The sequence below is a fragment of the Pseudomonas sp. MEJ108 genome (assembly GCF_030208985.1).
Taxonomy (GTDB): domain Bacteria; phylum Pseudomonadota; class Gammaproteobacteria; order Pseudomonadales; family Pseudomonadaceae; genus Aquipseudomonas; species Aquipseudomonas fragariae.
This window is the reverse complement of record NZ_JARVSW010000004.1, coordinates 191,367-207,655: the sequence shown is the minus strand read 5'-3', so window position 1 is coordinate 207,655 and position 16,289 is coordinate 191,367. Positions and strand designations below refer to the sequence as shown.

The following is a 16,289-nucleotide window of genomic DNA, read 5'->3' as shown; positions in this document are numbered from 1 at the left end:
AATTCGTGGGCTTCCAGTGCAGCCTGTCGATCGTGGTAGCATCTACGCCCATGAAGCTTTTCAGACTATTCAGCAGCGTTTTCCTGATGACCATGAGTGCGGCCGCGCTTGCCCAGGCCCGCCTCGACGTCAGGATCAAGCCTGCCAATCCGCAACTCAAGGCCAACGTCGAAGGGTATGTCGGTGATCTGGGCGAGCGTGATGCCCAGGCATTGCGCAACTTCAGCCTCGGCGCCGAGCAGCAGGCGGAAAAAGCCGCGCAGGCGCTGGGCTATTATCAGGCGCAGATTGATAGTGAGATCAAGGACGGAGATCAACCGAGCCTGGTGATCAACATCCAGCCGGGCGAACCCATTCACCTGCGTAACGTGGTGATCCGGGTCGAAGGCCCGGCGGCAGCAATGAAGGCCTTTCGTGTGCCGAGCAGCGACGCGCTGAAAACCGGCGCGGCGTTGAATCACGGCAATTATGAAGACGCCAAGCGTCTGATCCAGAATCAGGCTTCGCGTTACGGATTTTTCAGCGGTCACTTCACCCGTCAGCGCCTGGCCATCGACCCGCGGGCCGGTGTGGCGGATATCGAGCTGGTCTATGAAAGCGGGCCGCGCTACACGCTCGGCAAGGTCATGTTCAGTGGCGACGCGCCATTTGATGACGATCTGCTCAAGCGCATGGTGCCGTTCAAGGAAAACACGCCTTACGACTCCCAACTGATCGCCGAACTGACCCAGGCCATGCAGGGCAGCGGTTACTTCGAGGGCGTACGGGTCGATGCGGCGCCCACCGCAGCGGAAAATCAGGTTATTCCGGTGACCGTTCAGCTCGAAACCCGCAAGCCTCGCACCATGGGGTTGGGGCTGGGCTATTCGACTGACGTTGGCCCGCGTGGCAAAGCCAACTGGACCCGGCATTGGGCCAATCCGCAGGGCCACAGTTATGGTTTCGAATCCGAGATTTCCGCGCCACGGCAGAATATCGGCCTGTGGTACGACGTACCGCTCGACCCGCCGCTGACCGACAAATTGCGCTACGCCGGTGGGTATCAGTATGAAGAGATCGCCGGAACCGACAGCCTCAGCAAATTGCTGACTGCCGGGCCTGAATGGCACAGCAAGCTGCCCAGCGGCTGGGAGCGGGTCATATCCCTGAAATGGCAGCGTGAAGAATACCGCCTGGGCGATGACGCCGGCCTCAGCACGCTGCTGATGCCCGGTATCAGTTACTCGTACCTGCGCAGTGACAACCGTATCGACCCGCACCAGGGTTACAGACTGCAGTTCGACACGCAGGTGGCCAAGGAGGGCATGTTGTCTGACGCCAATCTGGTGCATGCCAACGTGCTGCTCAAAGGGCTGACGACCGTCGCGCAAAATCACCGCTTTCTCGGTCGCGTGCAGTTTGGCGGCAACCTCACCGACGGTTACACCTCGATACCGCCCTCGCTGCGCTTTTTTGCCGGTGGCGATCAGAGCGTGCGCGGCTATGACTATCAGAAGTTGTCACCGACCAATTCCGACGGCGACCGCATCGGTGGGCGATACATGTTTGCCGGTAGCGTCGAATACCAATATTCCATCGCTGACAAATGGCGCCTGGCGACCTTCATCGATCAGGGCAACTCGTTCAACAGCCTGGACAAGCCAGACCTGAAAACCGGAGTCGGTTTCGGCGTGCGCTGGGTATCCCCAGTAGGCCCGCTGCGTCTCGATCTGGCCCACGCGCTGGACGATGACGGCGGAATCCGTCTGCACTTTTCGATGGGGCCGGAGCTTTGAACAAGGTGAATATCACCCGCGGCGCCAAGGTCGTCGGGCTGGGACTCGTCGCATTACTGCTGCTAGTGATCATCAGTGTCGCGCTGCTGCTGGGCACCCATATGGGCAGCCAGTGGGCTTTGGCTCGGGTGCCCGGTGTACAGCTGGAAAACTTTCAGGGGCGACTGGGCGGCCAGTGGAGCGCCGAACGCCTCGTGTGGCAGCAGGGCGCAGACCGCGTCGAGGTTCAATCCGTCGATTTTGCCTGGACGCCGGCCTGCCTGTTGAAGATGACGCTGTGCATCGACCGTCTGCATGCGCAGCAGGTGCTGATGCATTTCCCGCCGAGCGATACGCCCGCCAGCGACGGCCCGATCCAGTTACCGACGCTCAGGTTACCGCTGGCGCTGCAACTGGGTGATATACAGCTGGGCGGTCTGCAACTGGATGGCGTCGAACAATTGCGCGATCTCAAGCTGGCAGCGCACTGGACCGCCGAAGGCTTGAAGATCGACAGCGCGCACCTGCAACGTGATGCGCTGGTGCTGGACCTCAATGGCCTGTTGAAACCCGAGGGCGACTGGCCACTCAGCGTGCAAGGTCAACTGCAACTTCCGCCACAGGATGGCCAGCCCTGGACGCTGGCTCTGGACATCCAGGGCGACCTGCTGAAGACGCTGCAGCTCAAGGCGGACAGCAGCGGTTATCTGCCGGGATTGCTGACTGGCGAGTTGCAACCCCTGGCCGAACACATTCCGGCACGCATCAGACTGACTGCCGAACACTTCAAACCCAGCGCTGCATTGCCTGACACCTTGCAACTGGACCAGTTGCTGCTGACGGCCCAGGGCAATCTTGACTCTGGCTATTTGATAGATGGCAGTGCCAGCCTGCCCGCAGAGAAAGGCCCTGTTGCGTTGTCATTGAAAGGAAGCGTGGATGCCAACGGCGCAACCATCGCCGGACTCGATCTGGCCGCCGATGATCAGCAGCGTCTGGCCATCAACGGCAAGATGAACTGGCAGAGCGGTTTTTCTGCGGATGCAAGCATCGACTGGCTGGATTTCCCCTGGCAGCGCCTGTATCCACTGGCTTCAGAGCCTCAGGTGGCATTGCATGCCTTCAAGGGCGATATTTCCTATACCGATGGCAATTACCTCGGCAATTTCAACGCCAGCCTCAAGGGGCCTGCCGGTGCGTTCACACTGGTCAGCCCGTTCAGCGGCAATCTGCAGGAGATTCATCTGCCGCAGCTGGAACTGGTCGCCGGGCAGGGCAAGGCCAGCGGTTTCCTGAACCTGCAGTTCGCTGACGGTATCGGCTGGGATACGGCTCTGGACCTGAGTGCGCTGGACCCTTCATTCTGGGTTGCCGAACTGCCCGGCACACTGGCAGGCCCGTTACGCAGCAAAGGTCAGATGCGCAACGAGCAGCTTGAACTCAGCGCCGACCTTGATTTGAAAGGGCGCCTGCGTGGTCAGCCTGCGCTGCTGCAAGCCAAGGCTGACGGCCGTGATCAGCAATGGAATGTCAGCAGTCTGAACATCCGCCTCGGGGACAACCGTATTCAAGGAATGGGTAGTCTGCAGGAGCGTCTCAAGGGGCAGTTGGACCTGGATCTGCCGCGTCTGGCCCAGCTTTGGCCACGTTTGCAGGGGCAGGTCAAAGGCCGGCTGGACCTGGCCGGAACGCTGCAGGCACCCCAGGGACAACTGGCCTTGCAGGGCAGCCAGCTCGCCTTGCAGGACAATCGTCTGCAAACCCTCACGCTCAACGCCAGACTGGATCAGGCGCAACGCGCGGTCATCAACCTGAAAGGCACCGGTATTCAGGCTGGCGATACCCAGTTGGGCACCTTGCTGGTGGACGGTCAGGGCACGCTCAAGAGCCAGCAGGTGAAGCTGGACCTGCAAGGACCTCTGCTCAAACTGGCCATCGGCCTTGACGGTGGTCTGGACAAGGGTGATTGGCGAGGCCGACTGGCCAGCGGTACGGTGCAGAGCGGCGGGCAGAACTGGCGTTTGCAGCAGCCAGCGAAGATCGAGCGTCTGGCCGATGGCCGGCTCAACTTCGGTGCGCATTGTTGGTTGTCCGGAGCTGCCAGCCTGTGTGGCGGTGATCAGCGGCTGATGCCTGAACCCCATCTGCGTTATCAACTCAAGAATTTCCCGCTGGACAGCCTGGCGCAATGGATGCCCAAGGATTTTGCCTGGAAGGGCGCGCTGAATGCAGACGTGCAGCTCGACATTCCGGCAGCCGGCCCCAGCGGCAAGGTCACGATTGACGCCGGAGGCGGAACGCTGCGGGTACGCAACAACAATCAGTGGCTGGACTTCCCTTATCAGACGCTGAAACTGGTCACCACGCTGGCGCCCAAACGCATCGACACGCGTCTGGACTTCGATGGCGGCAAGCTGGGAAGGCTGCTGCTCAACGCGCAGATCGACCCGCTGGCCAAGGACAAAACCCTGGCAGGTGACTTCAACCTCTCGGGGCTGGATATCTCGGTGGCACGTCCTTTCGCGCCAATGGTGCAGAAACTCAATGGGCGTCTGAATGGCAATGGCCGGTTGTCAGGCACGTTGCTGGCGCCGCTGGTCAACGGCAACGTGACGCTTGAAGGGGGTGAGGTGGCGGGGGCAGAGCTGCCCATGGAACTGCACGACCTCAAGGTCCAGGCGTTGATTGCCGGAGCAAGCGTACAGCTCAATGGCGGCTGGAAAAGTGGCAGCACCGGGCAGGGCAGCATAGGCGGTCAGGTGGCCTGGGGGCAGAGCCTGAACGTCGATGTGAGCCTCAAGGGCTCGCGCCTGCCGATCACTGTCGAACCCTATGCGGCGGTAGAGGCGGCGCCTGATCTGAAAATCTCCATGCAGGGCGAGCGACTGGCCATCTCCGGCAAGGTGCTGGTGCCCAATGGCGCGATTACCGTACGCGAGTTGCCGCCTTCCACTGTGAAGCTCTCCGGTGACACGGTAATCGTCGGACAGCAGACCGAGGAAGGCGCTCCGCCGCTCGCGGTGGCGATGGATATCGATGTGGACGTCGGCCAGGAAAAGCTCAGCTTCAGCGGCTTCGGGCTGACCGCCAATCTGGTCGGGCATGTGCACATTGGCGACAATCTGGACACCCGTGGCGAACTGAACCTGAACGATGGTCGGTATCGCGCCTATGGGCAGCGGCTGACCATCCGCAAGGCGCGTCTACTGTTTGCCGGTCCGGTCGACCAGCCTTATCTGGACATCGAGGCGATTCGGCAGACCGACGACGTGATTGCCGGTATTCGCCTGACCGGCAGCGCCGAGCAGCCTACCACCGAGGTGTTCTCCGAACCTGCGATGAGCCAGGAGCAGGCGCTTTCCTATCTGGTCATGGGCAGACCGCTCAGCACTTCCGGCGAAGACAACAACATGGTCGCTCAGGCTGCGCTGGCATTGGGTGTGGCAGGTAGCTCGTCGACCACTGGCAAGCTCGCCGACAATCTGGGGATCAAGGACTTCGAACTGGACACCTCGGGAACCGGCGACAAGACCAACGTGGTTGCCAGCGGCAAGATCACCGACAAGCTCAGCCTGCGTTATGGCGTGGGCGTGTTTGAACCGGCCAATACCATCGCCTTGCGCTATCTGCTCAGCAAGCGCGTGTACCTCGAGGCCGCAAGCGGTGTTGCCAGCTCGCTGGATATTTTCTATAAAAGGGACTTCTAGGCAAGGGTTGGTGGCGTTAAAAGCACGGCTCTGCGCCCAGCCGTCTGGCCTTTCCCGGGCGTCTTTCTTGCAACTGCAAGTTCCCTCACATGTCACCTACCTTCAGGTTGCCGGCCATCATGGATCGATTCAACGCCATGCGCGTGTTCACCCGTATCGTCGAACTGGGCGGTTTCGCCAGGGCGGCCGAGAGTCTGCACATGCCGCGTGCCTCGGTGACGATTCTGATCAAGCAGCTCGAAGCGCATCTGGGCGTACAGCTTTTGCAGCGTACGACGCGGCAGGTCAGTGCCACCCCGGACGGCAAGGCCTATTACCAGCGCTGCGTCAGCCTGCTGGCCGATCTGGACGATGCCGAGGCATCGTTCTCTGCGACGGGGGCCGAGCCCAAGGGGCTGTTGCGTGTCGATCTGCCGGTCAGTCTGGGGCGCATGATCATCATCCCGGCGCTGCCTGAATTCAGCCGACGCTACCCGCAGATCCGCCTGGAGATCGGCATGAGTGACAGGCCGGTCGATCTGATCCGCGAAGGCGTGGACTGCGTGTTGCGTGCCGGAGCGGCACTGGATGAAACACTGGTTGCCAGGCCGCTGGGCAGTCTGACCCAGATTACCTGCGCCAGTCGCGAGTACCTGGCGCAACACGGCACGCCACTGGACCTGCAGGCGCTCGCGCAACATCAGGTAATCGAATATTTTTCGACCAGCACCGGCAAGCGTTATGGCCTCGAGTTCATGGCTGCTGGTATGGGCGTCGAACACGCATCGGCCTGCTCGATCGCTGTCAACAGTGCCGACGGTTATGTCGCAGCGTGCGAAGCCGGTTTCGGCCTGATTCAGGTGCCGCGCTACCATGTCGCCGCGCAATTGCGCAGCGGTGGGCTGGTGGAAGTATTGCGATTGCATCGTCCGCCGCCGCTGCCACTGACCGCGCTTTACCCCCCGCATCGACAGTTGTCACGACGGGTCAGGGTATTCGTTGATTGGCTGGTGGAATTGTGTGCCCACACAGATATCAGGGACAGACTGGTTTCCTGAAAAAAATTCAGAATTATCCCATATAGGCCGCGGCACACTTTCGTGTTTAACTTCCGGCTCTTTCATCCATTTTGAAAAGGAACGTGTTTCATGGCTCAAGTGACCCTCAAAGGCAGCCCCGTTCAGGTCAGTGGCAACCTGCCTGAAGTCGGTAGCAAGGCACACGATTTCACGCTGGTGGGCGCAGGTCTTGCCGATAAGACCCTGGCTTCCTTCGCCGGTAAGCGCAAGGTATTGAACATCTTCCCGAGCGTCGATACGCCGACCTGTGCCACTTCGGTACGCAAATTCAACACTCAGGCCAATGACCTGAGCAACGCCGTGGTTCTGTGCATCTCGGCCGACCTGCCGTTTGCCCAGGCGCGTTTCTGCGGCTCCGAAGGCCTGGAGAATGTCCAGAACCTGTCCTCGTTCCGCAGTGCCGATTTTGCCCGCAATTATGGTGTTGCCGTTGCCGACGGCCCGCTCGCGGGTCTGACTGCGCGCGCCGTGGTTGTTCTGGACGAGAACGACAAGGTGCTGCACAGCGAACTGGTCGCCGAGATCGGTAGTGAGCCCAACTACGACGCTGCATTGGCCGTGCTGAAGTAACGTTCCGCAATCTATAGACGGCCTGAATCCGCTCAGGCCGTTTTTTTGTTTGTGCTTCATACGTTTATCCAAAGTAAGCGCTTGGTAAAGGCGCTTTGCTTGTAACGTAACTGTGCTTATTGTTCAGCCTTCTGAACAAACCCCCACCTGTAATGGTTGATTTATTCATGCAATCGTCTGGCTCCCGTAAATCCCGTCGCTGGTTGATCAGTTTGTTGGTCCTGTTGGTCATTGTTGCCTTGTGCTGGTGGTTCTGGCCTGCGTCCACTTCCGGCAACGGGACCGAGAGCCACAAGAAGACCGCCACAAGCGGCATGGCACGGCCCGGCTTCGGCGGATCGGCTGTGGCGGTCCCGGTGCGTGTGGCCCCGGCTACCGAAGGTGATTTTCCGATCTACTACAAGGCACTTGGCACCGTGACGGCGATGAACACCATCAATGTGCGCAGCCGCGTGGCGGGGGAGCTGGTCAAGCTTTATTTCCAGGAAGGGCAGATGGTCAAGGCGGGTGATCTGCTGGCTGAAATCGATCCGCGCAGCTATCAAGTGGCGTTGCAGCAGGCCGAAGGTACGCTGGCCACCAACCAGGCGCTGCTCAAGAACGCTCAGCTCGACGTGCAGCGTTACCGAGGCTTGTTTGCCGAGGACAGCATCGCCAAGCAGACCCTCGACACTGCCGAGTCGCTGGTCAACCAATACAAGGGCACCATCAAGACCAATCAGGCTGCCGTGGCTGACGCAAAACTCAACCTGGACTTCAGTCGCATCCGTGCCCCGATTGCCGGGCGTGTCGGCCTCAAACAGCTGGACGTGGGTAATCTGGTTGCCGCCAATGACACCACGGCACTGGCGGTTATTACCCAGACCCAGCCTATTTCCGTCGCATTCACGCTGCCTGAAAAGGACCTGTCGAAAGTCATTTCCCGCTACCGCACCGGCGACAAGCTGCCGGTCGAAGCCTGGGACCGTGGCGATACGAAGATGCAGGCCACCGGCGTACTGGCCAGCCTCGACAACCAGATCGACGTGGCCACCGGCACACTGAAGTTCAAGGCGCGTTTCGATAACAGCGACGAGGTCCTGTTTCCCAATCAGTTCGTCAATATACGGCTGCGCGCCGACACGCTGAAAAAAGTCACGCTGGTGCCGACGGCTGCCGTGCAGTTTGGCACCGACGGGACCTTTGTCTACGTGCTGGACGGTGACAAGAAGGTCAAGCTCAAACTGCTGAAGACCGGCCCGAGCGACGAGACATCCACGGTGATTACCGAAGGTCTGGCAGCCGGCGAGCGGGTGGTGCTCGAAGGCACCGACCGTCTGCGCGACGGTGCCGAAGTCGAAGTCGTCAACGACAGCAAGGAAGTCCCGGCTGGCCCGGCTCAGAAGCTGCAAGGCAAGCCTGACAGCAAGACCGACAAGTCGGCGGCGCTCGGCAAGGTGGAAAAACCAAACGTATGAACATGTCGCGCCTGTTCATCCTGCGTCCGGTTGCCACCACACTGAGCATGTTGGCAATCGTCCTGGCGGGTCTGATCGCCTATACCTTGTTACCGGTTTCGGCGTTGCCCCAGGTCGACTACCCGACCATCCGGGTGATGACCCTGTACCCGGGTGCCAGCCCGCAGGTGATGACCAGCTCCGTGACTGCGCCGCTGGAACGTCAATTCGGACAGATGCCCGGCCTGACACAGATGGCCTCGACCAGCTCTGGCGGTGCGTCGGTCATTACCTTGCGCTTCAGCCTTGAAATCAATATGGATGTCGCCGAGCAGCAGGTGCAGGCAGCGATCAACGCGGCCACCAACCTGCTGCCAACTGACCTGCCAGCGCCTCCGGTCTACAACAAGGTCAACCCGGCCGATACTCCGGTTCTGACCCTGGCGATCACTTCGAAAACCATGTTGTTGCCCAAGCTCAATGATCTGGTCGATACGCGCATGGCGCAGAAGATCTCGCAGATCAGCGGTGTCGGCATGGTCAGCATTGCCGGCGGGCAGCGTCAGGCGGTACGGATCAAGGTCAATCCGGAGGCGCTCGCCGCCAACAGCCTCAACCTGTCCGATGTGCGTACCCTGATCAGCGCCTCCAACGTCAACCAGCCGAAGGGTAACTTCGACGGGCCGACCCGGGTGTCGATGCTGGATGCCAACGATCAGCTGAAGTCTCCGGAGGAGTACGCCAACCTGATTCTGGCTTACAAGGATGGCGCACCCTTGCGCCTGAAGGATGTCGCCGAAATCGTCAATGGTGCCGAAAACGAGCGGCTCGCGGCCTGGGCCAATCGGAGCCAGGCGGTGCTGCTGAATATTCAGCGCCAGCCGGGCGCCAACGTGATCGAGGTGGTCGACCGGATCAAGGCGTTGCTGCCGTCGATCACCGAAAACCTTCCGGCGGGGCTCGACGTCGTGGTCCTGACGGACCGCACGCAGACGATCCGCGCGTCGGTGACCGATGTTCAGCACGAATTGCTGATCGCGATCATCCTGGTGGTGCTGGTCACGTTCCTGTTCCTGCGTCGTTTCAGCGCGACGATCATTCCTTCGATCGCCGTTCCGCTGTCGCTGGTAGGCACGTTCGGCGTGATGTACCTGGCCGGTTTCTCGGTCAACAACCTGACGCTGATGGCCATGACCATTGCCACAGGTTTCGTCGTCGATGACGCCATCGTCATGCTGGAAAACATCTCCCGGCATATCGAAGAAGGCGAGACGCCATTGCAGGCCGCGCTCAAGGGCGCGAAGCAGATCGGTTTCACCCTGATCTCCCTGACCCTGTCACTGATTGCGGTATTGATCCCGCTGTTGTTCATGGCCGACGTGGTAGGGCGGCTGTTCCGCGAGTTCGCGATTACCCTGGCGGTCGCGATATTGATATCGCTGGTGGTCTCGCTGACCCTGACGCCAATGATGTGCGCACGCTTGCTCAAGCGCGAGCCCAGGGAAGAAGAGCAGAGCCGCTTTTACCGCGCCAGTGGTGCCTGGATCGACTGGCTGATCGACATCTACGCGGGCAGGCTGCGCTGGGTGCTCAAGCATCAGCCACTGACCCTGCTGGTCGCTTTGGCCACCCTGGCATTGACGGTGCTGCTGTACATCGTCGTGCCCAAAGGCTTTTTCCCGGTGCAGGATACCGGGGTGATCCAGGGTATTTCGGAAGCGCCACAGTCGGTCTCTTTCGCGGCGATGAGCCAGCGTCAGCAGGCACTGGCCGACATCATTCTCAAGGACCCGGCAGTGGTCAGTCTGTCGTCCTACATCGGTGTCGACGGTGACAATGCCACGCTCAACAGCGGGCGTCTGCTGATCAACCTCAAGCCTCACGGAGCGCGCGACCTGACTGCGTCCGAGGTGATCCAGCGCCTGCAGCCAGAGGTCGACAAACTGTCGGATATCCGTCTGTTCATGCAGCCGGTGCAGGATCTGACCATCGAAGACCGGGTCAGTCGTACCCAGTATCAATTCAGCATGTCGTCGCCCGACGCCGAACTGCTGACGTTGTGGAGCGAAAAACTGGTAGACGCGCTCGGCAAGCGGCCCGAACTGAGGGATGTGGCCAGCGACCTGCAGGACAAAGGTTTGCAGGTGTACCTGAACATCGATCGTGATGCGGCCAGCCGGGTCGGGGTCACGGTTGCGAACATTACCGATGCGCTGTACGACGCATTCGGTCAGCGCCAGATATCCACCATCTACACGCAGGCCAGCCAGTACCGCGTGGTGCTGCAGGCTGCATCGGGCAGTGAGCTCGGCCCGGCGGCGCTCGAGCAGATCCACGTCAAGACCACCGATGGCGCACAGGTGAAGCTGTCGAGTCTGGCACGTGTCGAGCAGCGCCAGGCGCAGCTGGCCATCGCTCACCTCGGGCAGTTTCCTGCAGTGATGATGTCGTTCAACCTGGCACCCGATATTGCCTTGGGCAAGGCGGTGAAGGTGATCGAGCAGGTCGAGCAGGAGATCGGCATGCCGATTGGCGTGCAGACCCAGTTCCAGGGCGCTGCCGAAGCGTTTCAGGCTTCGTTGTCCAGCACGTTGCTGCTGATTCTGGCGGCGGTGGTCACCATGTACATCGTGCTGGGCGTGCTCTACGAGAGCTACATTCACCCGATCACCATCCTCTCGACCCTGCCGTCGGCCGCAGTGGGGGCCTTGTTGGCTCTGCTGATCAGCGGCAACGATCTGGGGATGATTGCGATCATCGGCATCATTCTGTTGATCGGTATCGTCAAGAAGAACGCGATCATGATGATCGACTTCGCGCTCGACGCGGAGCGCAACCGCGGTGTTGCGCCCGAGCAGGCGATCTACGACGCGGCGCTGTTGCGCTTTCGGCCGATTCTCATGACCACCCTGGCAGCGCTGTTCGGCGCCATCCCGCTGATGCTCGCCAGCGGTTCCGGCGCCGAATTGCGGCAACCCCTGGGGCTGGTGATGGTCGGCGGGCTGTTGCTCAGTCAGGTGCTGACACTGTTCACCACGCCGGTCATCTACCTGTATTTCGACCGCCTTGGCCGTCGCTGGAGTCGCAAACCTGCCGACCCGGACCGACTGGAACGGGCTGACGCATGAACCTCTCAGCGCCGTTCATCCGCCGCCCCGTCGCGACCGTTCTGCTGAGCCTGGCGATCATGCTGCTGGGCGCGGTGAGCTTTCGCCTGTTGCCGGTGGCACCGTTGCCGAACATGGATTTCCCGGTGATTGTGGTTTCGGCCAGCCTCGCCGGTGCCAGCCCTGAGGTGATGGCGTCCACGGTGGCCACGCCGCTGGAGCGTTCGCTGGGCAGTATTGCCGGTGTCAACACCATGACCAGCAATTCAAGCCAGGGCACCACGCGGATCATTCTGCAGTTCGATCTGAATCGCGACATCAACGGCGCTGCCCGGGAAGTGCAGGCGGCCATCAATGCCTCACGCAACCTGCTGCCCAGCGGGATGCGCAGCATGCCGACCTACAAGAAGGTCAACCCGTCCCAGGCGCCGATCATGGTGTTGTCGATGACGTCGACAGTGCTGGAAAAAGGCCAGCTTTACGACCTGGCGTCCACCATCCTGTCGCAGAGCCTGTCACAGGTTTCCGGGGTCGGCGAAGTGCAGATCGGCGGCAGCTCGCTGCCTGCTGTGCGTATCGAGCTGGAGCCGCAGATGCTCTCCCAGTACGGCGTATCGCTCGACGACGTGCGGACTGCGATCACCGGCGCCAACGTAAGGCGACCGAAGGGGTTTGTGGAGGACGACCAGCATAACTGGCAGGTGCAGGCCAACGATCAGCTGGAAACCGCCAAGGATTATGCGCCGCTGATCATTCGCTACAAGGACGGAGCGACCTTGCGCCTGAAGGACGTGGCGAAAGTCAGCGACGCCGTGGAAGACCGTTACAACAGCGGCTTCTACAACAATGACCGTGCCGTGCTGCTGGTCGTCAACCGCCAGGCGGGCGCCAACATCATTGAAACCGTGGCGCAGATCAAGGCGCAGTTGCCAGCGTTGCGAGCGGTGCTGCCGGCCAGTGTCAGTCTCAATATCGCGATGGACCGCTCGCCGGTGATCAAGGCGACGCTGCACGAAGCCGAAATGACCCTGCTGATTGCCGTGGTGCTGGTGGTGATGGTGGTGTTCCTGTTCCTTGGCAGTTTTCGCGCCTCGCTGATCCCCACCCTGGCGGTTCCGGTATCGCTGGTCGGCACCTTTGCGATCATGCACCTGTTCGGCTTCTCGCTGAACAACCTGTCACTGATGGCGTTGATCCTCGCCACCGGTCTGGTGGTGGACGACGCCATCGTCGTGCTGGAAAACATCTCCCGGCATATTCACAACGGCCTTGACCCCATGAAAGCGGCTTTTCTGGGCGCCAAGGAGGTGGGGTTCACCTTGCTGTCGATGAACGTCTCGCTGGTCGCGGTGTTCATTTCCATCCTGTTCATGGGCGGTCTGGTCGAAAGTCTGTTTCGCGAGTTTTCCATTACCTTGTCAGTGTCGATCATCGTCTCGCTGATCGTGTCCCTGACCCTGACGCCAATGTTGTGCGCGCGCTGGTTGAAGCCACGCGAAGCCCATGGGGAAAACGCCTTTCAGCGCTGGAGCGAGCGGGTCAACGATCGAATGGTGGCAGGCTACGACCGCTCGCTGGGCTGGGTGATGCGGCATCGAAGGCTGACGCTGCTCAGCCTGCTGATCACCGTGGTGGTCAACATCGCGCTGTATGTGGTGGTACCCAAGACCTTTCTGCCGCAACAGGACACCGGGCAACTGATGGGTTTCGTGCGCGGTGACGATGGCCTTTCGTTTTCGGTCATGCAGCCGAAAATGGAGAGCTTCCGCCTGTCGATTCTCGCTGACCCTGCGGTGGAAAGCGTTGCCGGTTTTATCGGTGGCAGCGGTGGCACCAATAACGCTTTCATGATCGTGCGCCTGAAGCCGATTGCCGAGCGCAAGCTGTCTGCCGAGAAAGTGGTCGAGCGCCTGCGCAAGAACATGCCGCATGTGCCGGGCGGCAGACTGTTCCTGGCACCGGATCAGGACCTGCAACTGGGCGGCGGTCGCGAGCAGACCAGTTCGCAGTATCAATACATCGTGCAGAGCGCTGACCTGGGCAGCCTGCGTCTGTGGTACCCGAAGATCGTCGCAGCGCTCAAGTCGATACCCGAGCTGACCGCCATCGACGCACGGGAAGGGCGCGGGGCACAGCAGGTGACCCTGGTGGTCAACCGTGACACGGCCAAGCGGCTGGGTATCGATATGAACATGGTCACGGCGGTGCTCAACAACGCTTACAGCCAGCGCCAGGTATCGACCATCTATGACAGCCTCAACCAGTACAAGGTGGTGATGGAGGTCAATCCAAAATACGCCCAGGATCCGGTGACGCTGGAGCAGGTCCAGGTGATTACCGCAGACGGGCAGCGCGTACCGCTGTCGAGCATCGCCCATTACGAGCGCAGTCTGGCCAACGACCGGGTATCGCATGACGGTCAGTTCGCGGCTGAAAACATTTCCTTCGATCTGGCCGAAGGGGCCAGCCTCGACAAGGCCACCGTGGCGATAGAGCGGGCGATTGCCGCCATCGGTCTGCCGTCCGACATCATTTCCAAAATGGCCGGGACCGCCAATGCCTTCGCCTCGACGCAGAAGAGTCAGCCGTGGATGATCCTCGGTGCGTTGCTGGCGGTGTACCTGGTGCTGGGGATCCTCTACGAAAGCTACATTCATCCGCTGACGATCCTTTCGACGCTTCCGTCCGCAGGGGTTGGCGCATTGCTGACGATCTATGTGCTGGGCAGCGAATTCAGTCTGATCTCCCTGTTGGGGTTGTTCCTGCTGATCGGCGTGGTCAAGAAAAACGCGATCATGATGATCGACCTTGCCCTGCATCTGGAGCGCGAACAGGGAATGACGCCGCAAGAGTCGATCCGCAGCGCCTGCCTGCAGCGCCTGCGGCCTATTCTGATGACTACGATGGCCGCCATCCTGGGCGCCTTGCCATTGCTGTTGAGCACCGCCGAAGGCGCTGAAATGCGCAAGCCGCTGGGCTTGACCATCATCGGCGGTCTGATCTTCAGTCAGGTCCTGACCCTTTACACCACTCCGGTGGTTTACCTTTATCTCGACCGTCTGCGCCATCGTTACAACAAATGGCGTGGCGTGCGCACCGATGCTGCTCTGGAAACTCCGCTATGACCGAACGCCTGGCATTCACCTCCCGCCCGACAGGGCTGATTCGTCCATTCGCGCTGGGGCTTTGTGTGGTGCTGCTCAGCGCCTGCGCTGTGGGTCCGGATTACCAGAAGCCGTCTATGGCCGCACCCGCGCAGTTCAAGGCTGCGCAGGGCTGGCGTACGGCGACGCCGAGTGACGGGATGGCCAAAGGTGCGTGGTGGGAGGTGTACAAGGACCCGCAACTGAACGCTCTGGTCGAGCGCCTTAACACGTCCAACCAGACCGTCGCCCAGTACGATGCGCAGTATCGACAGGCACAGACACTGGTGCGCAGCTCCAGGGCTGCATTCCTGCCTACGCTTGACCTGACAACCGGCAAAACCCGCTCGGGGCAGGGCACAGGCACGTCGAATAGCGGCACGAGTGCCTCGGGGATTCGCAACAGTTACAACGCGCAACTGGGCGTCAGTTGGGAGGCCGATGTCTGGGGCAAGTTGCGTCGCGGGCTGGAGGCTGACACCGCCAATGCTCAGGCAAGTCTTGCCGACCTGGCCGCGATGCGCCTGAGTCTGCAATCGGAGCTGGTACAGAATTACCTGCAATTGCGCGTGATCGATGAACAAAAACGCCTGCTCGAATCCACGGTGGATGCCTATCAGCGCTCCCTGACGCTGACGCAGAACCAGTACCGGGCCGGTATCTCCGGAAGTGATGCTGTCGCGCAGGCGCAGACGCAGTTGAAAAGCACCCAGGCCGATCTGATCGATCTGGCCTGGCAGCGTGCGCAATTCGAGAATGCCATCGCTGTACTGATGGGCATGGCACCGGCAGACTTCAATCTGCCCGCCAGCACCTCGATTCCGCAGTTGCCGCAGATCCCGCCAGGCCTGCCTTCGCAGCTGCTCGAACGCCGACCTGATATTGCTGCAGCCGAGCGCTCTGTAATGGGCGCCAATGCCAACATCGGCGTGGCCAAGGCGGCTTATTATCCGGACTTCACGCTGAGCATGAGCGGCGGTTACAGCAGCAGTACCTTTGCCAACTGGATCAGCCTGCCCAACCGCTTCTGGTCGGTAGGCCCGCAGCTGGCGCTGACCCTGTTCGACGGCGGCAGGCGCTCGGCCGAGGTTGATCGTACCGAGGCCGTGTATGACCAGACTGTTGCCCAGTACCGGCAGACCGTGCTGAACGGTTTTCAGGAGGTCGAGAACTATCTGGTTCAGCTCAAGGTATACGAGCAGGAGGCTGCGGTGCGCCAGGAAGCGCTGGTCTCGGCTCGTGATTCGCTGCGCCTGACCAACAATCAATACAAGGCCGGGCTGATCGGTTATCTGGACGTCGTCAATGTTCAGGCGACTGCCTTGAGCAACGAACGCAGTGTGCTCAGCGTGCTGCAAAGCCGGTTGATTGCCAGCGTTCAATTGATCGCCGCACTGGGCGGGGGCTGGGATGCCGAAACAGGTTTGACGCTCCGGGAATAAGTATTTCGGGTTCAGAACGCAGATTTTCAGTGGAACTGTTCGCAGTAAACGAAAAAATAATAGCTATTCGCC

General features: G+C 60.7%; 8 protein-coding genes. All 8 read left to right on the top strand.

Annotation, left to right across the window (positions count from 1 at the left end; all coding sequences use genetic code 11):
* Window positions 1-50: 50 nt before the first annotated feature.
* Window positions 51-1,775, top strand: coding sequence for an autotransporter assembly complex protein TamA (locus QRN50_RS01980; protein ID WP_096127267.1), 1,725 nt, complete (start codon window positions 51-53; stop codon window positions 1,773-1,775).
* Between the two features lie 5 nt (window positions 1,776-1,780).
* A complete protein-coding gene (locus QRN50_RS01975; RefSeq protein WP_096127272.1) occupies window positions 1,781-5,461 on the top strand; it encodes a translocation/assembly module TamB domain-containing protein in 3,681 nt (1,226 codons plus the stop codon).
* A gap of 119 nt (window positions 5,462-5,580) precedes the next feature.
* Window positions 5,581-6,498, top strand: a complete 918-nt coding sequence (locus QRN50_RS01970; RefSeq protein WP_024651443.1) for a LysR family transcriptional regulator — start codon at window positions 5,581-5,583, stop codon at window positions 6,496-6,498.
* A gap of 90 nt (window positions 6,499-6,588) precedes the next feature.
* Window positions 6,589-7,089 carry a thiol peroxidase gene (gene tpx, locus QRN50_RS01965; protein ID WP_003402767.1) on the top strand — a complete coding sequence of 167 codons (501 nt, stop codon included), beginning with the start codon at window positions 6,589-6,591 and terminating at the stop codon, window positions 7,087-7,089.
* Between the two features lie 152 nt (window positions 7,090-7,241).
* Window positions 7,242-8,546 carry an MdtA/MuxA family multidrug efflux RND transporter periplasmic adaptor subunit gene (locus tag QRN50_RS01960; protein WP_060406219.1) on the top strand — a complete coding sequence of 435 codons (1,305 nt, stop codon included), beginning with the start codon at window positions 7,242-7,244 and terminating at the stop codon, window positions 8,544-8,546.
* Window positions 8,543-11,653 (top strand): MdtB/MuxB family multidrug efflux RND transporter permease subunit, encoded by a 3,111-nt coding sequence (locus tag QRN50_RS01955; RefSeq protein ID WP_024641294.1) that lies wholly within the window; start codon window positions 8,543-8,545, stop codon window positions 11,651-11,653. Before QRN50_RS01960 ends, QRN50_RS01955 begins: the two co-directional genes overlap by 4 nt.
* Window positions 11,650-14,757, top strand: coding sequence for an efflux RND transporter permease subunit (locus tag QRN50_RS01950; RefSeq protein WP_060406189.1), 3,108 nt, complete (start codon window positions 11,650-11,652; stop codon window positions 14,755-14,757). The genes QRN50_RS01955 and QRN50_RS01950 overlap by 4 nt, the downstream gene beginning before the upstream one ends.
* Entirely contained in the window at window positions 14,754-16,217 is a 1,464-nt protein-coding gene (locus tag QRN50_RS01945) for an efflux transporter outer membrane subunit (RefSeq protein WP_024641296.1), read from the top strand. The genes QRN50_RS01950 and QRN50_RS01945 overlap by 4 nt, the downstream gene beginning before the upstream one ends.
* The last annotated feature ends 72 nt before the right edge of the window (window positions 16,218-16,289 follow it).